Raw genomic sequence first — 20,211 nt, forward strand, 5'->3', positions numbered from 1 at the left:
GATCAGGCGAGGAAGGTCCCCGGATCATCAGCATTGCGCCTGAGCTGCGATGTCAGGCTTGTGCGCAACAACCAAGCGTTCGCGCTGATAACAGCCTGGCAATCGACGCTCCAGACGGTAGGAAATAATCACCGCCCCGCGCATCCCTTGAGCATGCAGTGATTGACCCGCACGACGCTGGCGTGCGGCACACCCCACCCGGCGCAGCACCTCTATCGGCGATGGGCCAATGACCGCACGCAACGATCCCCCAGGCTCTGCACGCCCTGCACCAACACCACCAGCACAATCACCGTGACTACCATGATCTGATTGTTGAAACGTTGGTAACCGTAGCGGATAGCGAGATCGCCCAAGCCGCCACCGCCGATCACCCCGGCCATGGACGAAAAACCGATCAGCATCACCAGGGTCAAGGTCACTCCGGCCACCAGTGCAGGCAAGGCTTCGGGCAACAGGACCTTGAGGATCACATGGCGAATATCACCGCCCATGGCCACGATGGCTTCGATACGACCCTTGTCCACTTCATCCAGGGCGGTTTCGACAATGCGCGCGAAGAACGGAAACGCGCCAATGGTGATCGGCACCACGGCGGCGGTGCTGCCCAGGGTGGTGCCGACGATCAGGCGCGTCAGTGGGATCAGCGCGATCAACATCACCACGAAGGGCAATGAACGCCCCAGGTTGATCACCCCGCCCAATACCCGGTTGAGGCGCGGCAACGGTAACAAGCCATCGCGTCGGCTGATAAACAGCAACACGCCCAGGGGCAGGCCGATCAACAGGGTGAATAGCCCGGCCAGCAGCACCATATAGAGGGTTTCGCCGGTGGCGTTGAGCAGCAACTGCAGGATGTCGTTCCAATCGGTTTTCATACGGCCCTCACCACTTGCGGGCTCGGCGTCAGCGAGCGGCCCAGGCGCGAGGATGGGTCGGCCTGCAACTGCAGCAGCGTGCCACTTTCCACCACGCGGCCATCCGCCAGGGACACCGCGCTGTCACAGATCGCCTTGACCACGTCCAGTTCGTGGGTGATCAGCACGATGGTCACGCCGAGCTGTCGGTTGATGTCGCGCAACAGCTCAAGAATCGAGGTGGTGGTTTCCGGGTCGAGGGCGCTGGTGGCCTCATCCGACAGCAGATACGCCGGCCGCGCCGCCAATGCACGGGCAATGCCCACGCGCTGCTTCTGTCCGCCAGACAACTGTGACGGAAACGCCTGGGCCTTGTCGCTCAACCCCACCAACGCCAGCAGCTCTGCAACTCGCGCCGAGCGTTCGGCCTTGGGCACATTGGCGATTTCCAGCGGCACCGCGACGTTATCCGCCACGTTGCGCGAATGCAGCAGGTTGAAGCCCTGGAAGATCATGCCGATGCGTTGGCGTTGCTGGCGCAGTTGCTTGTCGCTCAGCAGGGTCAGGTCCTGGCCATCCAGTAGGATGCGCCCGGATGTGGGCCGTTCGAGCAGATTCAGGCAGCGCAGCAAGGTGCTTTTACCTGCGCCACTGCGCCCCACAATGCCAAAAATCGCGCCGTCGGCGATCTGCAACGACACGTTATCCAGCGCCGCTGGCTGGCCGTCGGCGTAGGTTTTGCTGACGCCCTCGACAACAATCATTCGACGGCCACCGGAATCACCGAACCGGCGTATTTATCAGTAATGAACTTGGCCACCGCTGGCGAACGCAGATCGTTGGCCAGTTGTTGGATGCGCGGGTCTTGCAGCAGCTTCGGTGTGGTCACCAGGATATTGGCGTAGGGGTTGCCCTTGGCCTGCTCCAGGCCCAGTGCATCCTTGGCCGGTTCCAAGCCAGCTTCGAGGGCGAAGTTGCCATTGATCACAGCCAGGTCTACATCGTCCAGAGCGCGAGGAATCTGCGGCGATTCGATTTCCAGAATCTTCAAATGCTTGGGGTTTTCAGCAATGTCCTTAGGTGTGGCCTGGTCCTTGGAAGCGTCGTTGAAACCGGGCTTGAGCTTAATCAAGCCATTGGCTTGCAGCAGGTACAGGGCACGGCTGAGGTTGGTGACATTGTTCGGCACAGCGACGGTGCCTTTGTCCGGCACCTGAGCGAAGTTGGTATGGCGGCGGGAATAGATGCCCAGTGGCTCGATATGCACGGTGGCGGCCACCGCGAACTTCTGGCCCAGGGCCTGCTCCTGGGAATTGAGGTACGGCAAGTGCTGGAAGTAATTGGCGTCCACATCGCCATGGGCCAGCAATTCGTTGGAATTCACGCCGCTGGGGATTTCGATGATCTTCAGGTTCAGGCTCGGGTCGAGCTTCTGCACGTATTCAAGGATCTGTGCATGGGGAATCGGGTCAGCGGCCACGCGCAATGCATCAGCGGCCGACACACTGAATGAGGCCAGCAACGCCGCCAGGGTAAGGGTGGTGGTTTTCAACATGGATGATCTCCTGATCAGGCGGACAGTGCGTGGGGTAACGTGGCGTCGGCGTAGAAGCGTTGGGCCACATCGGGGTGGGAGCGCAGGCGGCCCTTGAGGTAATTCCAGCCCACGTCACGCAGCAACGGGTTGCGCGGATCGCTCTCCGGGCCATGGGCGTCGCGCAACAGTTCGGGCGTCAGTTGGTACACCGGCACCACCGCGTCCAGTTGCGCACCAAGGAAAAACGCCAGGGACAAGCGCTCGCTGCCCACCGGCGGCGACACCACCCGGTGCACGGTGGCGCGCAGGTAACCGTTACTGGCCAGTTCAAGCAGCTCGCCGATGTTGACCACGAGGGTGTCGGGGCGCGGCGCGGCATCGATCCAACGGCCCTCTTCCACTTCCACCTGCAAACCGGCCTGCTGGTCTTGCAGCAGAAAGCTGAGGAAACCCGAGTCCTTGTGTGCGCCCACGCCTTGGCGACTTTGCTGGGCGTGGCGGCCGGGGTAGCGGATCAGCTTGATGTGTTCGTTGGGTTTGTCGCCATACAACGCGTCGAAAGCGTTTTCCGGCAGGGACAAGGCCTGGGCGAAGGCGCGCAGCAGGCGCAGGGCCATTTGTGTCATCGCCTGTTGCCAGCCCAGTACCAGCGGTTTGAGTTGGGGTAACGCGGTAGGCCATTGGTTGGGGCCTTGCAGGCGTGCCCAGGCGGCCGGGTATTGATCCACCGCCAACGGCTCTCGTTCTGCGCCGACGTCGAACTGTTCACGCAGGTCCGGCTGGCCACGGGTGATCTCGGACGCCGCGCGGTTGTAACCGCGAAAATGCGGCGAATTGAGCATGCCCACCGCCAGCTTGTCGGCCTCGGGCAAGGCAAAAAATGCGCGCGCCTGCTGCTGCACCTCGGCCAGCAGCGACGGGTCGATGCCGTGGCCGGTGAGGTAGAAAAATCCGATATGCCGCGCTGCCAGGCGCAGCTCATCGAGAAACTGCTGGCGCTGCTGCGGGCTGCCGTCGAGTTGCGACAGGTCCAACAGCGGCAAGGTGGTGATTGACTGCACGTGGGCCATCGGCGGCTCGCTCCTTGAACAGAATCCGTTAGAAGCATCCAAGCTAAACGATCTTAAAAACCTCCAATAAATATCTTTTTGGAATTAGCTTAGGCGCGCCGTAGAGCCTTCCCGCGGCCCATGGCCCCTGCGACAGTCAAGCCATTGTTGTTCGTTGACCAACCTTGTTACACACCATATAGTGTGCCCACAAACAGAACAGACCACTACATAGTGTGCAGTATCGGTATTTACCGACCACACTATGCGCACTATTTCAATGCCTAGTAGCCTGCAAATCGCATATTTTTTGGACGGCTTTACAGGCCGTCAAAACAGAACAGAAGGGAGTATTTCAATGCTGAGTTGGGATGAAGTCGACAACGAAGACACCGGTGCAGCGGTGATCAAGGGCGCCAACGCCGGCCACGCCAGTGAAGCCAACATGGACCGCCTCGACGGTGCCGGCGCCGCTGCCGCGCTGGAAGCACGCCATGTGACTGCCAACGACTCCGCCGCCATCGTGCGCGCCAAGGCTGCCCTGGACAAACTCGACGTCGCCGAAGGCCTCGCCGAACTGGAAGGCGCCTCCGCCCGCGTCGCCGTTGACGAAAAACGCATGATCAACTGCCGCGCCGACCTCAACCAACTCGTGCCCTTCAAGTACGACTGGGCCTGGCAGAAGTACCTCGACGGCTGCGCCAACCACTGGATGCCGCAAGAGGTCAACATGACCGCCGACATCGCCCTGTGGAAAAACCCCGAAGGCCTGACCGACGACGAACGCCGCATCGTCATGCGCAACCTGGGCTTCTTCTCCACCGCCGACTCCCTGGTTGCCAACAACCTGGTGCTGGCCGTGTACCGCCTGATCACCAACCCGGAGTGCCGCCAGTACATCCTGCGCCAGGCCTTCGAAGAAGCGATCCACACCCACGCCTATCAGTACTGCATCGAATCGTTGGCCATGGATGAAGGCGAGATCTTCAACATGTACCACGAGATTCCATCGGTCGCCAAAAAGGCAGCCTGGGGCCTGAAGTACACCCGTTCGATCTCCGATCCGAAGTTCGAAACCGGCACCGTTGAGACCGACAAAGAACTGCTGCGCAACCTCGTTGCTTACTACTGCGTGCTGGAAGGCATCTTCTTCTACTGCGGCTTCACCCAGATCCTCTCCATGGGCCGCCGCAACAAAATGACCGGCGTGGCGGAACAGTTCCAGTACATCCTGCGCGATGAGTCGATGCACCTGAACTTCGGTATCGATGTGATCAACCAGATCAAAATCGAAAACCCACACTTGTGGGATGCCGAGATGAAAGAAGAAGCGACCCAGATGATCCTGCAAGGGACCCAGCTGGAGATCGAATACGCGCGCGACACCATGCCTCGCGGCGTGTTGGGCATGAATGCGGCGATGATGGAGGACTACCTCAAGTTCATCGCTAACCGTCGCCTGTCGCAGATCGGTCTTAAAGAAGAGTATCCAGGGACCACTAACCCGTTCCCGTGGATGAGCGAAATCATGGACTTGAAGAAAGAGAAAAACTTCTTCGAAACCCGTGTGATCGAGTATCAGACTGGCGGCGCGCTGAGCTGGGACTAACTATCCGCACAGATCCAACGTGTGGGAGGGGGCTTGCTCCCGATAGCAGTGGCTCAGTTAAAACACCTTTGACTGATACACCGCATTCGGGAGCAAGCCCCCTCCTACATTGGGAATGCGGTGTTCCATCAACTTTGCAAATTGCCTTTTATGCCCAACCAAACCATTAAAACCCCGTGCGTCGGCCTGTGCTCCACCGTTTACGGTGACCTGGTCTGCCGAGGCTGCAAGCGTTATCACCATGAAGTGATCCAGTGGAATGGCTACAACGCCGAGGAAAAGCAGGCGGTATGGCTGCGCCTTGAGCAGTTGCTGGTGCAAGTGATGACCAGCAAGCTCGAAGTGTTCGATCCGCAGCGCCTGCGCCAGCAACTCGAAGACCGCAAGATTCGGTTCATGCCGCATCAGTCGCCGTATTGCTGGGCTTACCAGCTAATTGCCCGGGGTGCGCGGGTGATTTCCAAACTCGACGCTTACGGGTTGGCGTTGTTGCCGGAGTTTCGTGAGCGACACCTGGCGGATTTGCGCGATGCGATCGACCGCGAGTTTTTTCTGCTGTCAGAAGCGCATTACGAGCGGTATATCGCCCCGGGTTTTATCCGCGAGGCATTTGGTCCACCGTTGATCGCTGCCTTTTAAACCCTCAATTGTGGTTAAAATGCCGCCCGCTCAACGACCGACGCTCAACGATGACCCCAGAAGCACTTGCCACTCTGCACGCCCACCTGCTTACCGCCCTGGCCAGCGCACCGGCTGAAACCCGACGCCTTTTCCATGGCCGTGGCCGCTGCTGGCCTGGGCTGGAACAGTTGACGGTGGACTGGCTGCAAGGGGTTATTCTGGTCGCGCTGTTCAAGGAACCCGAGCCGGCGCACCTGCAGGCGTTGCATCAGCTGCTGATCGACTTCGACTGGGCTCGATTCGGCGCCCACACCGTCGCGCTGCAACACCGCTACCTGCCGCAAAGCACCACCGAATGGCTGGTGGGCGAGGCCATCGACGAATTGACCATCACCGAAGGCGGCCTGCGCTACCTGATTGACTTGGGCAAAAAGCAGAACAGTGGGCTATTCCTCGACATGCGCTACGGTCGCAACTGGGTGCGCGAACAAGCCAAGGGTCAGCGCGTGCTCAACCTGTTTGCCTATACCTGCGGTTTCTCAGTGGCAGCCATCGAAGGCGGCGCCGACCACGTGGTTAACCTCGACATGGCCCGTGGCGCCCTGAGCCGCGGCCGTGACAACCATCGCCTGAACGGTCATGACTTGAGCAACGTCACCTTCTTGGGCCACGACTTGTTCAAGTCTTGGGCCAAGGTCACCAACAGCGGTCCCTACGACCTGGTGATCATCGACCCGCCGTCCTTTCAGAAAGGCAGCTTCCTGCTGACCAAGGACTACCAGCGAGTACTACGTCGCCTGCCGGATTTGCTCACGGCGCAGGGCACGGTGCTCGCCTGCATGAACGACCCGGCCTTTGGCGAAGACTTCCTGATCGACGGCGTGACCCGCGAGGCTCCAGGCCTGCGATATGTAGAACGCCTGGAAAACCCGCCGGAATTTCCGGATATTGACGCGCAAAGTGGCCTCAAGGCCCTGGTGTTCCGTCAAGGCTGATGCCGAAACGTCCTACGCTTGCTACGCTAAGTGATACGCCGGGCGGTGAACCTTATGACCCCCTTCCCGGTCGATACCTGCATTCCCCGGCCAGACTCGACGGCGTCACGTTGTCGGCTGCCCCGTTTCACCCTTTGGAGAACCGCCCGTGATATCGACCCTGCATGTAGCCAGAATCAAAGCCTGGGGCGCCCACGGCTTCACCGCCACCGGCGTGGTGCTGGCGTTTTTGGCCACTCTGGCGCTGCTGGAGAACTCACCCAAGGCTTGCCTGCTGTGGCTGGGCCTGGCGCTGGTGGTGGACGGCGTCGACGGCTCCCTGGCGCGACGGTTGAATGTCAGCACGGTACTGCCCAGCTTTGACGGCTCGGTACTGGACCTGGTGATCGATTACCTCACCTATGTGTTCATCCCGGCACTGTTCATCTACCGCTACATCGACCTGCCGGAATTCACCCATCTGTTCACGGTGTCGGTGATCCTGGTCTCGTCGCTGTTCTGCTTCTGCAACGTCAACATGAAGAGCAAGGACAACTACTTCGTCGGCTTCCCCGCCGCCTGGAACGTGGTTGCCCTGTGCGTATACATCATCCAGCCGGAGGCCTGGGTCACGCTGCTGACCGTGATCGGCCTGGCCCTGCTGACTGTGACGCCAATGAAGTTCCTGCACCCGTTCCGGGTCAAGCGCTTCATGCCTATCAATATCGCCGTGACCACGATCTGGTTGCTGTGCAGCTTTTTGATGGTGGTGGATTACCCCAATACCAACCCGTGGACGTTCGGGTTGTGGTCGGTGATGTCGGCGTATTTCCTGGGGATTTGCATCTGGCGCACGGCGCTGGAGTGGTTGGGCACCCACAAATAGCCAACCGGACACGGTAAAACATGTGGGAGGGGGCTTGCCCCCGATGACGGTGCATCAGTGACAGATAAGCTGACTGGCACACCGCAATCGGGGACAAGCCCCCTCCCACATTTGGTTCTGCGTCCCTCTGGGAGGTAAGATGGCGGCCCTTCGCACAGCGCTTTGCTGCGCACTGCCAACCATAAGCCCTGCCCAATGCCTTTCGAACTTAGCGTAGACCTCACCACCCTCGCCATTCTCGCCGTCGTGGCCTTTGTCGCCGGTTTCATCGACGCCATCGCCGGTGGCGGCGGCCTGCTGACCACGCCCGCCCTGCTCACCGCAGGCATGCCACCGCACTTGGTATTGGGCACCAACAAGCTCAGTTCCACCTTCGGTTCCGCCACCGCCAGCTTTACCTTCTACCGCCGCAAGCTGTTCCACCCACGCCAATGGGTTCATGCCATCGTCGGCACGTTGATCGGTGCATTGACCGGCGCGGTCGTCGCCCACTACCTGCCCGCCGAAACCCTGAACAAAATGCTCCCGGTGATCGTCTTCGGTTGCGGCCTGTACCTACTGTTTGGCGGCACGCCCAAGGCAGCGCTGGATAACGACGCGCCAATCAAGAAGAAATGGCAGTCCACCCAAGGCTTCGGCCTGGGTTTCTACGATGGCGTGGCCGGCCCCGGTACCGGCGCGTTCTGGACGGTCAGCACCATGTTGCTGCACCCCATTGACCTGGTGAAGGCCAGCGGCGTTGCGCGCAGCATGAACTTCGTCAGCAACGCGGCAGCGCTGTCGGTGTTTATATTCAACGGGTCAGTGGACTGGATAGTCGGGCTGGCAATGGGCGTGTCGGTGATGTGTGGCGCATTCTTTGGCGCACGCAGCGCAATCAGCGGCGGCGCCAAATTCATTCGCCCGGTGTTCATCACCGTAGTCCTCGGCCTGACGGTGCGCCTAGCCTGGCAGCACTGGTTCAGCGTGGCCTAAGCGACGGGCCAGGTAGAGGTCGATCAGGTAGCGCGCAATCGAACGTGAAGCGGGCAACGGCGGCAGATCGTGGATGTTGAACCACTGCGCGTCCTCGATCTCGTCAGCCTGGGGCACGATATCGCCACCGGCGTACTCGGCGTGAAAGCCCAGCATCATCGAATGGGGGAACGGCCAGCACTGGCTGCCCATGTACTGAATGTTCTTGACCTCCACCTGCACTTCCTCGCGCACCTCGCGAATCAGGCAGTCCTCGGCCGACTCGCCCGGCTCGGCAAACCCCGCCAGCGTGCTGTACACGCCAGTGACAAAACGCGGTGAACGCGCCAACAGAATCTCGTCGCCGCGGGTCACCAGCACGATCATGCTCGGCGAGATCCGCGGGTAACTGCGCAGGTCGCAGGCCTGGCAGAACATCGCTCGCTCCCGCGGCACCTGGACCATGGCCTGGCCGCAACTGCCGCAAAAACGATGCTCCCGCGCCCAGGTGCCGATCTGGGCGGCGTATCCGAGCACTTTGTACAGGGTGTGATCGCCTTGCAGCATAAAGCCGCGCAGGCCTTGCCAGCCGCAGCCCGGCACGTCAGCGGCGGAGTTCAGTTCCAGCAAGTACACCGGCTCCCCGTCGAGGTGTCCGATGCCGTGCTCGGCGAACACCGACAAGTCCTGGCGCTTGAGCCATTCCCGAGGGAACAGCGGGCCATTGGTGTCATGTAAAAAGCCGTCGCGGCTGCGGGCGACGGCCCAGCCGCCGGGAGTGTCGTTGTCCAGCAACGTTGTGGTAATCCAGCCTTGGGTCATGTCAGTCAATCCACGAATTCGGGTTTCTGCTTACTCATATGGGCCGCGATGGCCACGCGCAGGTCGTTGGATTGCAACATAGCCGAGTTCCAGGTGGCAACGTATTCGAGACCATCATTGACCGTATGGTCACGCATATAACTGATCATGGACTTGGTGCCGGTCACAGCAATCGGCGACTTGGCGGCGATCTGATGGGCGATTTCCAGTACGCCGGCCAGCAGTTGCTCGTGATCGGGATAAACGCGGTTGACCAGGCCAATGCTGCGCGCTTCCTCGGCACCGAATTGGCGACCGGTATAGGCCAGCTCACGCAGCATGCCGTCACCGATGATGCGTGGCAGCCGTTGCAGGGTGCCGACGTCGGCAGCCATGCCGATGTCGATTTCCTTGATGGAAAACTGTGCGTCTTCAGCCGCGTAGCGCATGTCGCAGGCGCTGATCAGGTCGATAGCGCCGCCGATGCAATAGCCGTGGATCGCCGCCAATACCGGCTTGCGGCAGTTGTCGACCGCGTTGAACGAGGCTTGCAGCTCCAGGATTTTGCGGCGCAGCAGCCGCGCGTTGCGGCCCACGTCCTTGCCAAAGGCGTTGGCCACGGAGGCCAACATCATCAGGTCGATACCGGACGAGAAATGCTTGCCGGCGCCGCTGAGCACCACGGCACGCACGGCGTCGGTGTCTTCGACCCATTGGAAAATGTCGATGATCTCGGTCCAGAACACCGCGTTCATCGCGTTGATCTTTTCCGGGCGGTTGATCTGCACATGGGCAACGTTGCCAGTGACTTCGACGACGAACGCTTGGTATTCGGACATGGCAGTGATCCCTGACTGGCGAGTGATAAGGCCCGAACTATAACAAGGGTCCACCACGGCGCATCGGCCAAAAGCGGGACTGGCAAAAAACCCTGCCAGGCGCCATCCTTGGCGCTTTAAGCCGCCTTCTGTGCGGCGCTCGACGTTTTAAGGAAATGCCATGCACGCCCAACCCCTTGCCCCCGCCGATTTCGACTTCATCGAAGAAACCCTGCTCAAGTACGGCGATGACCATTCGGTGCTGAACTTGGCGGAGCTCGACGGTTACTTCACCGCATTGGTGTCCAGCCCGGCACAGGTGGATGTAGCCGAGTGGTTCCCGGCAATCTGGGGTGGTCAGAACCCTGAATGGGACAGCATGGACGACGCCCAGCGCTTTCTGGAGTTGTGCGTACGTCACAGCAACACCCTGGCCGCCCAACTGGCGACCGACGCACAAGGCTTCAAAGCACGCTTCGACGACACCGAACATCAAGGCCAAACCGTAACCCTCGCGGAAGAATGGTGCTTTGGCTATATCCGAGGCGCAGCCATCGGCAACTGGCCGCAACTGCCTGCCGAACAGGCCGCGCAGTTGGAGAAAATCTCCTGGTGCGCCGAGCAGGACAACTTCGAGTTGCCGGCCGACTTGGATGTGCAGGCTCACCAGCAACGCGTCAGCGAGATCGAACCGGCCGCGCGGGCCCTGCATGATTACTGGTTGAGCCGGCGCTAAACCTCGACAAGCACTGCACCTTTGGCCGATTATTCGGGTCCGCCCGTCGGCCACTCCGTCCCACCTTGCCTTGATCAGGAGCCTTGTACCTTGAGTTCGCAGAAAACCGTGACCGTTACACCGCCCAACTTCCCCCTGAACGGCAAGGTCGCACCGCCCGGCTCCAAGTCCATTACCAACCGCGCCCTGCTGCTGGCCGCCCTGGCCAAGGGCACCAGCCGCCTCAGTGGCGCGCTGAAAAGCGACGACACCCGCCACATGTCGGTGGCCCTGCGCCAAATGGGCGTTACCATCGATGAGCCGGATGACACCACCTTTGTCGTCACAGGCAGCGGCAAGCTTCAGTTGCCTGCGCAACCGCTGTTCCTGGGCAATGCCGGCACGGCGATGCGCTTTCTCACCGCCGCCGGCGCAACCGTCGAAGGCGCCGTGGTGCTGGACGGCGACCACTATATGCAGAAGCGCCCGATCGGCCCGCTGCTGACCACCCTCAGCGAGAACGGCATCCAGGTCGACAGCCCGACCGGTTGCCCACCGGTGACCGTGCACGGCGTGGGCAAGGTCCAGGCCAAGCGTTTTGAGATCGACGGTGGTTTGTCCAGCCAATACGTCTCGGCCCTATTGATGCTGGCCGCGTGCGGTGAAGCTCCGATTGAGGTGGCGTTGACCGGCAAGGACATCGGCGCCCGTGGCTACGTGGACCTGACCCTGGACTGCATGCGTGCCTTCGGGGCGCAGGTTGATGAGGTCAACGACACCACCTGGCGTGTAGCCCCCACTGGCTACACCGCCCATGACTACTTGATCGAACCCGACGCGTCCGCTGCCACGTACCTGTGGGCTGCTGAAGTGTTGACCGGTGGCCGTATCGACATCGGCGTGGCCGCGCAGGACTTCACCCAACCGGACGCCAAGGCCCAGGCCGTGATCGCCCAGTTCCCGAACATGCAGGCCACCGTGGTCGGTTCGCAGATGCAGGATGCGATCCCGACGCTGGCCGTGCTGGCCGCGTTCAACAACACCCCGGTGCGCTTCACAGAGCTGGCCAACCTTCGGGTCAAGGAATGTGATCGCGTGCAGGCACTGCATGACGGCCTCAATGAAATCCGTCCAGGCCTGGCGACCATCGAAGGCGATGACCTGCTGGTGGCCGCTGATCCTGGACTGGCCGGTACATCGTGCAACGCGCTCATCGACACACACGCCGACCACCGCATCGCCATGTGCTTTGCCCTGGCTGGTTTGAAAGTGTCGGGGATCCGCATCCAGGATCCGGACTGCGTGGCCAAGACCTATCCTGAGTACTGGAAGGCCCTTGGCAGTCTTGGGGTCGCACTGAGCTACTGAGTCAGCGGCGCCGAAATGGGGAGGGAATGCACATGACAATTCGCCAACCCTGCCCACCCGGCGCCTGTGTCTGCGACCGCGAGCAATTGCTTGAAGCCCCCGGCGCCGACCTGCGCATCCTCAACCTCACGCGCCAGGAAGAAAAACGCCTGCTCGACCGCCTCGAAGACCTCAAGAGCCTGCAAGACCTGGAGCGCATGCAACAGCTGATGTACCAGCAACTGGGCATTCGCGTGCATATTGCGCCGGGACACACCGAGGTCAAAAGCATGCGCGGGATCCAGATCGTTATCGACGAACTACCGGGCATGTGCCGCAAGACTCGGCAATCGATCCCGGCGGCGATTCGTCGAGGTCTTGAGAAACGCCCGGAAATCGCCTACCGCCTGCTGGATGCCCACGACCTGTTTCGCGAAGGTTGACTCAACCGGCGACTGTCTCGGCTTCGAACAGCCGCTGCCCGACGGCCTTTGCCGTTTTCAGATGCGCCTCGGCTGCTCCGCCCTCTGAGTCCAACAACAGCTCGGACGTCACCACCTTCGCCCCACAGTAATCAAAGATGCCGTAGTCGATCTGCGTGCGCATCGCCGTGGCATAGCCGTGGCGGTCAAACGCGCCGGTATCCGCAGCGCCGAGGGCCAACAGGTGCACCCGCAAATGCCGCAGTTTTTTCACCACTGGGGTATCCGGGCCATAGTCGATCGCCCAGCCATTGACGAACACCCGATCGACCCACCCCTTGAGCAGCCCCGGCAGCGACCACCAGTAGATAGGGAAAGCGAGCACCAAGGCGGCGGCGCGGTCGAGGCGCGCCTGTTCAGCGAGCACATCAGCCGGTGGCGTGGCGTGGTTACGGTGTACGCGGTGGTCGGCGGCGGTGTAGCGCGGGTCGAAACCTTCGGCGGCGAGGTCGGCGATTTCGTAGGTGTGGCCGCAACCGCTGAGGCCTGCAGCGACTTGCGTGGCGATGCTGTGGGTGAGGGATTGTGGGTCGTGATGAGCAACAACGATCAGTGCGTGCATGACATTGACTCTCTTTCGGTTTAGGCTAGGCTTAGTTACTTTTGGTAAGTTAATTCAAATAAGTTACTTTTGGTATATAAGCATGTCAAGCACTGAATCCCCTGCCCCACGTCGTCGTTTGTCCCGTGAGGATCGCCTGCATCAATTGTTGGAAGTGGCCTGGCAACTGGTGCGCGAGGAAGGCACCGACGCCCTGACCCTGGGCCGCCTGGCGGAACTGGCGGGCGTGACCAAACCGGTGGTCTATGACCATTTCGTCACCCGTGCGGGGTTGTTGGCGGCGCTGTATGAAGACTTCGACGGGCGTCAGAACCAAGCCTTCGCCGATGCCATCGAGGCCAGCCGTGCAACCCTGCAAGACCGCGCCTGGGTCATCGCCGCGTCCTACGTGGACTGCGTGTTATTGCAGGGTCGGGAAATTCCGGGCGTGACCGCCGCGTTGAGCGGCTCACCGGAGCTGGAAGCGCTGAAGCGTAAATACGAGGCCATTTTTCTCGACAAATGCCGTGACGCCCTGGCGCCCTTCGCCCCCAACGGCACGCTGTCACAAGCCGGCCTGCGGGCCATGCTGGGCGCGGCGGAAGCCTTGTCCCACGCAGCGGCCGACGGCGAAATCAGCCGAGAAGAAGCCCAGCACGAATTGTTGGCGATCCTATTGGCGATGGTTAACCGCGCGCCTGTTTTGTCGCCTGACCCACTGCAATCGCTGCCTCGCTAAAGCTCGGGAGCACCTACAGGGGATCGGTGGTTGGCGCTCTGTTTCAGCCCCGCTCCTGCACGAACAACCGGACTTTGCGCGTCAATTGGTCAAGATGCCGATCCCGCTGCTTCTCCGCGTCGACCATCGCCCGCTTGCCGTGTTTTTGCAGCAGGTAGGTATGGATCTGCCGCACTTCGAGGGAGCTGTAGATCGCGGCTACGTCCAGCACGCCCATCAAGCCATTCGTGCCGTAGTCGCGGGTGTTCATCAGCACCTGGGTGCCACGTGCGGCGCGTACTTGAAAGCCGAGGGCTTCGAACGCAGGCACCTTTTCCACGGCACACGCTAATTCGGCATAGGGATAGCGCGCCAGCACGTCTTGCATCATCCCCCGTGCCACGCCCTGGCGGCGCAAACCGGCTTTTACAGCCATGAAGGCAATGCCACAGGCTTCGGGATCATCCTTCACCGGCAGGCAGAGCAGAAAACCGATGACGGTCTCCGAGTCCTCGGCGTCGGTAGCCACGATCAGTTCGACGTCAATGCCCTTCTCCCCATTCAGCGCCTGCAGGTAAAGGTGCACTTCAAAGCCAACCGCATACTGGTAGATGTTGTAGAGCAGGTTGCTCGGCGGCAACGCGACGCTGCTGATGTCAGTGAGGTTGTCCACCACCATCTGCAGGATCTGGCCATTGATGGGCTCGGGGCATGGTGTGGTGTAGCGGGTAAGGCTGAACATGCAAATTCCTGGGGGTTCACGTCTAGGCAGCGGGGATTGTACCTGTTGCGCACGGTCTATTGCCCGCAGACCTCACGCAGGCACCCGCGCAGCCAGCGGTGCGCCAAGTCCGCGTCCAGCCGTGGGTGCCAGAGCATCGCCACAGTAAAGGTCGGCAACGTCAGCGGCAGGGCAAAACAAAACAGGTCGCGACGGTGGGCGGTGTAGCGTTCCGGCACACTAGCGATCACGTCGGTGTCGCGGGCCAGGGAGATGGCAGTAGAGAAACCCGCGACAATGCTGGTGATCTGCCGCGTGAAGCCCAAGGTTTCGAGCGCATCGTCGATCTGACCGCGCGCCTGCCCACGCCGCGAGACATAGACGTGCTGGCCCTCGGCATAACGCGCGACGCTGATTTCACCCAGGCTCAGGGGATGGCCGTTGCGCACTACGCCAATCAAGCGGTCGCGGAACAACGCCTGGGTCAGCACTTCAGGGCTGGCGGTGGGATCGACCACGCCGGTTTCCAGATCGACACTGCCGTCGCGCAGCAGCGTGCTGTCCTTGTCGTTTTTATTGATAAAACGCAGGCGCACGCCGGGCGCCTCTCGGGCGATGCGTGCCAGCAGCGCCGGGCCAAAGTTTTCGACGAACTCTTCACTAGTGCGCAAGGTGAAGGTACGCGCCACCACCGCCATGTCCACAGACTGCGCAGGCCGCAGCACCGCGTGGGCAGCCTGAACCAAATCACTGACCTGTTCACGCAGCTCCACCGCCCGTGGCGTGGGCACCAGGCCGCGACCGGCGCGCACCAGCAAGGGGTCGCCGGTGGTTTCACGCAGGCGGGCCAAGGCGCGACTCATGGCCGAGGGGCTCAAACCCAGGCGCTTGGCCGCGCCGGCGACGCTGCCTTCGGCGAGCAGCACATCCAGGGTGATCAGCAAATTCAGATCAGGCATGAGAAGTTCTCATCAGGCGTTTGGTGCAGGTATTCACTGCAACTCCTGCGTCTTCCGCCATGTTAGGCGACGCCGTAGATTTGTGACAGTTGCCTTCATTCAAGGAATTGCCCATGTCTACGTCCCCGCGCGGCAGCCTCATCAGCCTGTCGCTGTCCATGCTGCTGGCCTCACTCGGCACCAGCATCGCCAATGTGGGCCTGCCCAGCCTGACGCAGGCGTTCGACGCGTCCTTCCACGCCGTGCAGTGGGTGGTGCTGGCGTATCTGCTGGCGATCACGGCGGTGATCCTCAGCGCCGGCCGCCTGGGTGATCGCCTGGGGCGACGTCGGTTGCTAATAGGCGGCTTGCTGCTGTTCAGCCTGGCCTGCGGGCTGTGCGGCGGCGCGTCCTCGCTCAACGCGCTGATTGCCGCGCGCAGCCTGCAAGGCCTTGGTGCAGCGATCATGATGGCCATGGCCTTGGGCATGGTCGGCGATACCGTGCCCCAGGGCCGCACCGGCCGGGTGATGGGTTTGCTGGGCACCATGTCGGCGGTCGGAACCGCTATGGGCCCCAGCGTCGGAGGCGTATTGCTGAGCCTGTGGGGCTGGCGTGCATTGTTTCTGGTGGGCGTGCCGCTGGGCCTGCTGGCCGTCGCCCTTGCCTGGCGTTTTCTGCCGGTGGATCAGCGACACACGCCGGCATCCAGCGACCTGGGTATCTGGGCGTTGTTAAAGGATTCGTCATTGCGCACGGGCTTGGCGATGAGCGCGCTGGTAGCGGCGGTGATCATGGCCACCTTTGTTGTCGGGCCGTTTTACCTGTCCCGTGGTTTGGGGCTCGACCCAGCCTCGATGGGCCTGGCCATGGCGGTCGGGCCCTGTGTCGCAGCAATCACCGGCATACCGGCGGGCCGCCTGACCGACCGCCTGGGCAGCCAACGCATGACCTGCAGCGGGCTCGGCATTCTGCTGTGCGGTGCCCTGCTGCTGACGTTGGCTTCGGAGTTGTTCACCTACCTGGGCGCGCTGATTGTTTTGACGGCGGGCTACAGCCTCTTCCAGGCGGCGAACAATACCGCCGTGATGCGCAATGTCGCAGCGATTCGGCGCGGCACGGTCTCGGGTCTATTGAACCTGTCGCGCAACCTCGGCCTGATTGTCGGTGCTTGGGCACTCAGCGCCGTATTCGCCTGGACTGCACCCGATATAACCCACGCCACCCCACAATCACTGGCGAATGGCCTGCACGCCACCTTCGCCGTCGCGTGCGGCCTGATCCTCCTGGCCGCAGTGATGGCATCGGGCCGCAACCGTGCCGTGAACGGCCTTCATAACCCCCACTGAGGCAAAAAAACAAAAAAGGCGTTGCGCCAGATGGGGTTACATCGCGCATCATGGGCACTTTCAAGCTCAAGGGTAACGTCCATGCGCGTTCTGTCATTGATGATGGGTCTTACGACGCTGGCCGCCAGTACGGTGTTCTGCGCCAGCGCGATGGCGAATGAAGAAAGTCAGCTGGTGCAACAGATCAACGAGTACCGCAGCCAGGTGCAGCGCTGCGGTGACCAGGGTTCCCAGGAACTGCCGCCACTGGCGAGCGACACACGGCTGGTGCTGCCGGCCACTAACGTCGGCGACCTTCAGCAGGCGCTGGCCCGGGCCGCGTATCCGATGGTGAACGTGCAGGCCATCAGCCTGTCCGGTCCCAAGGATGCTCAGTCCGCCATGAAGGCGGTGCGCGAGAGCTTCTGCCGGGTGGTGCTGGATCCGCAATTTATCGACATCGGCGTGAGCAACAGCGGTCAGGACTGGCGCATCGTGCTGGCCCGGCCCTTACTGTCCAGCGGACTGGGGGATTGGCAGACTGAAGGCCGGAAACTGCTGGACTTGATCAACGCCGCCCGTACACAACCTCGCCAATGCGGCACCCAGGCATTTACCGCGACCACCCCGTTGTCGTGGAACGACACCCTGGCCAGCGCCGCCAACAGCCACACGCGCAACATGGCCAACGGCAATTTCTTCGACCATCTGGACCACGACGGCCGCACGCCCGGCGACCGCGCCGAGCTGGCCGGATACATCGCCAAAAACATCGGCGAAAACATCGCCGCCGGCCTGGACACCCCGCGCAAGGTGGTCGATGGCTGGCTCGCCAGCCCCGGTCATTGTGCCAACCTGATGAACCCGCAATTTCGAGAACTGGGCGCGGCCTACGCCATGGACCCGAAGAGTGATGCGGGCATTTACTGGACCGGTTTGTTCGGCACGCAATGAAGGTTGGGCAAGCGCCCAACCTCGGCGGATCCAAACGACTCAAATGAGTAAAGCATCAAAACGCCATCTATCGGATAATTGCGCTGAACTGGCAGCGTTCAACCGGGTCTGTAGCTTTGCGCCACCCACTGAAAGGCGCGCTGAAGACTCTCGATAACAAGGTGTTCCCCCAATGATGAATTGGCTGCAAAGCAGCAGCGACATGGCTGAACGGGTAATTCAGCATGATTGGGCCAACACGCCTCTCGGTCCGCTGGAGCAATGGCCGGACGTTCTGAAGACCACCGTCGCGCTGTGTTTCGCGTCGAGCTTTCCCCAGGCCATTGTCTGGGGGCCCCAGTTGATCACGATCTACAACGACGCCTTTATTCCGATACTGGGCAATAAGCCCTATGCCTTGGGAAGACCGTTCAGTGACATATGGCGCGAGGTGTGGGCTGACGTCAGCCATATCGCCGACGCGGCGTTCCAGGGGCATGCCACCTATATCGAAAACTTTCCCCTCGTGGTTGAACGCGGCCAGGCGCGGGAACAAGCCTACTTCACTTTCTGCTACAGCCCGATCCGTGATCCCCAAGGCCACGTGGTCGGCTTGCTCGACACCGTGACCGAAACCACTGCCACGGTGTTTCTCGCCAGACGCCTGGAAGTGCTGGATGCCATTGGCAACGCCGTGGTCAATGCGGCCGATGCCGAAGCCATCATGACCCGCACTACCCAGTTGCTCGCCGAACACCTGCAAGTGAGTAATTGCGCCTACGCCGACATGGACGCCGATGAAGACGGCTTTACCATTCGCGACAACTGGACCGCGCCCGGCTCGCCGAGCATTGTCGGTCGCTACAGCCTGGCGGCGTTTGGCGAGGCGGCCGTCAACTGCCTGCGGGCTGGCGAGCCTCTGGTGATCTGCGACAACCTGCGCGAGCTGCCACCCGAAGAGTCTGCGGCCTTCCAGTCCCTGGGGGTGACTGCGACTATCTGCATGCCTCTGATCAAGAACGGACGCCTGACTGCATTGATGGCCGTCCACGACAAATCCCCACGCCCATGGTCACCCTACGACCTGGCCTTGTTGAGGGAAGTCACCGAGCGCTCCTGGGCCCATATCGAACGCGTGCGCGCCGATGCCGAGGTCCGTGAAGGTCTGGCAGCGTATGCCGAGCTGAACACCTACCTGGAACAGCGGGTGGAGGAACGCACACAGGCGCTGGCCCAAGCCGAAGCCGCGTTGCACCAATCCCAGAAACTCGAAGCCATCGGACAGCTGACCGGCGGCGTCGCCCATGACTTCAACAACCTGCTCACGATCATTCGCTCCTCGGTGGATTTTTTGCGGCAGCCAGGCCTGTCGGAAGAGCGCCGCCAGCGCTACATGAGCGCCGTTTCGGATACCGTGGAGCGGGCCAGCAAGCTGACCAGCCAGTTGCTCGCCTTTGCCCGTCGACAACCGCTCAACCCGGAGGTCTTCGACGTAGGCCAGCGGGTACAGAACATTGGCGAGATGCTGGAAAGCGTCACCGGCGCACGCATTCAGGTGCAGGTCGAGATGCCGTCACAGGCCTGTTTCGCCCGCATCGACGCGAGCCAGTTTGAAACCGCGCTGATCAACATCGCCCTCAATGCCCGGGACGCCATGGGCGGCCAGGGTACGCTGAGCCTACGGGTGGTCGGGCGCAAGCCGCTGCCACGTATCCGTGGCGATGCGGGGTCACGCCAACCCTATATCGCCATCTCCATGGCTGATACCGGGCCGGGTATTGCCGCCGATACCGTGGAGCGGATTTTCGAGCCGTTCTTTACCACCAAGGCCGTCGGCAAAGGCACCGGCCTGGGTCTGTCGCAGGTCTTCGGGTTCGCCAAGCAGTCGGGGGGCAATATCGATGTGTCCAGCACGCCCGGCCAAGGCAGCGTATTTACCCTGTATCTGCCCCAGGTCGAAGCACAGGATGTGCCGCCCCAAAGCCCTCAGGGAACGCTCGCCATGCCCCACGACACAACCCAGTGTCGGGTGCTGATCGTGGAAGACAACCTGGAGGTCGGGCGGTTTGCCCGCCAAATCCTTGAAGACTTGGGCTATCAGACCGCCTGGGCGACCGATGCCGAACAAGCCCTGAGCTTGGCCGGCCAGGATGGAATGGCCTTTGACGTCATCTTCTCCGACGTCGTGATGCCCGGTATCACCGGCGTTGCCATGGCCAAGCTGCTACGCCAGCGTCGTGCCGACCTGCCGGTGGTGTTGACCTCGGGTTACAGCGAGGAGCTGGCAGACAGCGGCTATGAAGGCTTCGAGTTTCTGCCCAAGCCTTACTCGGCCGAACAACTTTCGCAGGTATTGATCAAGGCAACACTCAAGGACTGAGC

The 20,211-nt window shown here is 61.5% G+C and carries 21 protein-coding genes; 12 read left to right on the top strand and 9 right to left on the bottom strand.

The annotated features are described in order from the left end of the window. Positions 1-212 precede the first annotated feature (212 nt). Genes AB4N82_RS27210 through AB4N82_RS27225 form a run of 4 tightly spaced genes read right to left on the bottom strand, consistent with a single transcriptional unit; the run spans position 213 to position 3,464 of the window. Positions 213-878, bottom strand: coding sequence for a methionine ABC transporter permease (locus AB4N82_RS27210; protein ID WP_032891095.1), 666 nt, complete (start codon positions 876-878; stop codon positions 213-215). Further along, positions 875-1,621, bottom strand: a complete 747-nt coding sequence (locus tag AB4N82_RS27215) for a methionine ABC transporter ATP-binding protein (protein ID WP_122763763.1) — start codon at positions 1,619-1,621, stop codon at positions 875-877. The genes AB4N82_RS27210 and AB4N82_RS27215 overlap by 4 nt, the downstream gene beginning before the upstream one ends. Beyond that, on the bottom strand, positions 1,618-2,412 hold the full coding sequence (locus AB4N82_RS27220) for a MetQ/NlpA family ABC transporter substrate-binding protein (RefSeq protein WP_095185847.1): 795 nt from the start codon (positions 2,410-2,412) through the stop codon (positions 1,618-1,620). The genes AB4N82_RS27215 and AB4N82_RS27220 overlap by 4 nt, the downstream gene beginning before the upstream one ends. 14 nt (positions 2,413-2,426) lie before the next feature. Next, positions 2,427-3,464, bottom strand: coding sequence for an isopenicillin N synthase family dioxygenase (locus AB4N82_RS27225; protein ID WP_095185848.1), 1,038 nt, complete (start codon positions 3,462-3,464; stop codon positions 2,427-2,429). A 337-nt stretch (positions 3,465-3,801) separates the two neighbouring features. Here AB4N82_RS27225 and AB4N82_RS27230 point away from each other — a divergent pair, with 337 nt between their 5' ends. From AB4N82_RS27230 to AB4N82_RS27250, 5 genes are all read left to right on the top strand, one after another. Then, positions 3,802-5,052: a ribonucleotide-diphosphate reductase subunit beta gene (locus AB4N82_RS27230; RefSeq protein WP_122681677.1), complete on the top strand. Its 1,251-nt coding sequence runs from the start codon at positions 3,802-3,804 to the stop codon at positions 5,050-5,052. A gap of 150 nt (positions 5,053-5,202) precedes the next feature. Next, positions 5,203-5,691, top strand: coding sequence for a DUF1289 domain-containing protein (locus AB4N82_RS27235; protein WP_032886826.1), 489 nt, complete (start codon positions 5,203-5,205; stop codon positions 5,689-5,691). 50 nt (positions 5,692-5,741) lie between these two features. Further along, positions 5,742-6,668: a class I SAM-dependent methyltransferase gene (locus AB4N82_RS27240; protein ID WP_122764262.1), complete on the top strand. Its 927-nt coding sequence runs from the start codon at positions 5,742-5,744 to the stop codon at positions 6,666-6,668. A 148-nt stretch (positions 6,669-6,816) separates the two neighbouring features. Beyond that, a complete protein-coding gene (gene pcsA, locus AB4N82_RS27245; RefSeq protein ID WP_032886829.1) occupies positions 6,817-7,533 on the top strand; it encodes a phosphatidylcholine synthase in 717 nt (238 codons plus the stop codon). Positions 7,534-7,728: 195 nt separating this feature from the next. Beyond that, a complete protein-coding gene (locus tag AB4N82_RS27250) occupies positions 7,729-8,508 on the top strand; it encodes a TSUP family transporter (protein ID WP_032886830.1) in 780 nt (259 codons plus the stop codon). Here the strand turns inward: AB4N82_RS27250 and nudC are convergent. Next, positions 8,476-9,309, bottom strand: a complete 834-nt coding sequence (gene nudC, locus AB4N82_RS27255) for an NAD(+) diphosphatase (protein WP_032886832.1) — start codon at positions 9,307-9,309, stop codon at positions 8,476-8,478. The two genes, AB4N82_RS27250 and nudC, sit on opposite strands and share 33 nt — an antisense overlap. A gap of 5 nt (positions 9,310-9,314) precedes the next feature. Then, the gene (locus tag AB4N82_RS27260; protein ID WP_122764263.1) at positions 9,315-10,127 is read right to left on the bottom strand and encodes a crotonase/enoyl-CoA hydratase family protein; all 813 of its coding nucleotides are present in this window, start codon (positions 10,125-10,127) and stop codon (positions 9,315-9,317) included. Positions 10,128-10,287: 160 nt separating this feature from the next. Between AB4N82_RS27260 and AB4N82_RS27265 the strand changes: the two genes are divergently transcribed. The 3 genes from AB4N82_RS27265 to AB4N82_RS27275 all read left to right on the top strand — a co-directional run bounded on the left by AB4N82_RS27265 (position 10,288) and on the right by AB4N82_RS27275 (position 12,611). Then, positions 10,288-10,842, top strand: coding sequence for a UPF0149 family protein (locus AB4N82_RS27265; RefSeq protein WP_032886834.1), 555 nt, complete (start codon positions 10,288-10,290; stop codon positions 10,840-10,842). A 90-nt stretch (positions 10,843-10,932) separates the two neighbouring features. Further along, complete coding sequence (locus tag AB4N82_RS27270) at positions 10,933-12,189, top strand: 3-phosphoshikimate 1-carboxyvinyltransferase (protein WP_122764265.1); 1,257 nt, start codon at positions 10,933-10,935, stop codon at positions 12,187-12,189. Positions 12,190-12,221: 32 nt separating this feature from the next. Beyond that, positions 12,222-12,611 carry a hypothetical protein gene (locus tag AB4N82_RS27275; RefSeq protein ID WP_032886837.1) on the top strand — a complete coding sequence of 130 codons (390 nt, stop codon included), beginning with the start codon at positions 12,222-12,224 and terminating at the stop codon, positions 12,609-12,611. 1 nt (position 12,612) lies between these two features. Here AB4N82_RS27275 and AB4N82_RS27280 read toward each other — a convergent pair whose 3' ends face one another. Continuing rightward, on the bottom strand, positions 12,613-13,212 hold the full coding sequence (locus AB4N82_RS27280; protein ID WP_460103934.1) for an NAD(P)H-dependent oxidoreductase: 600 nt from the start codon (positions 13,210-13,212) through the stop codon (positions 12,613-12,615). Positions 13,213-13,294: 82 nt separating this feature from the next. On the opposite strand from AB4N82_RS27280, the gene AB4N82_RS27285 reads away from it, so the two are divergent. Further along, the gene (locus AB4N82_RS27285) at positions 13,295-13,930 is read left to right on the top strand and encodes a TetR/AcrR family transcriptional regulator (protein WP_122764267.1); all 636 of its coding nucleotides are present in this window, start codon (positions 13,295-13,297) and stop codon (positions 13,928-13,930) included. A gap of 43 nt (positions 13,931-13,973) precedes the next feature. On the opposite strand, the gene AB4N82_RS27290 is transcribed toward AB4N82_RS27285, so the two are convergent. Together AB4N82_RS27290 and AB4N82_RS27295 are read right to left on the bottom strand one after the other, a co-directional pair. Further along, entirely contained in the window at positions 13,974-14,651 is a 678-nt protein-coding gene (locus tag AB4N82_RS27290; protein WP_122764268.1) for a GNAT family N-acetyltransferase, read from the bottom strand. Between the two features lie 56 nt (positions 14,652-14,707). Continuing rightward, positions 14,708-15,589, bottom strand: a complete 882-nt coding sequence (locus AB4N82_RS27295; RefSeq protein WP_122764269.1) for a LysR family transcriptional regulator — start codon at positions 15,587-15,589, stop codon at positions 14,708-14,710. Between the two features lie 113 nt (positions 15,590-15,702). On the opposite strand from AB4N82_RS27295, the gene AB4N82_RS27300 reads away from it, so the two are divergent. The 3 genes from AB4N82_RS27300 (at position 15,703) to AB4N82_RS27310 (ending at position 20,209) form a co-directional block, all read left to right on the top strand. Further along, positions 15,703-16,917, top strand: coding sequence for an MFS transporter (locus AB4N82_RS27300; RefSeq protein ID WP_032886843.1), 1,215 nt, complete (start codon positions 15,703-15,705; stop codon positions 16,915-16,917). Positions 16,918-16,998: 81 nt separating this feature from the next. After that, a complete protein-coding gene (locus AB4N82_RS27305) occupies positions 16,999-17,850 on the top strand; it encodes a CAP domain-containing protein (protein ID WP_032886845.1) in 852 nt (283 codons plus the stop codon). A gap of 172 nt (positions 17,851-18,022) precedes the next feature. Then, a complete protein-coding gene (locus AB4N82_RS27310) occupies positions 18,023-20,209 on the top strand; it encodes a GAF domain-containing protein (RefSeq protein ID WP_032886846.1) in 2,187 nt (728 codons plus the stop codon). Positions 20,210-20,211: the final 2 nt, after the last annotated feature.

The sequence above is a fragment of the Pseudomonas sp. H1_D04 genome (genome assembly GCF_054683855.1).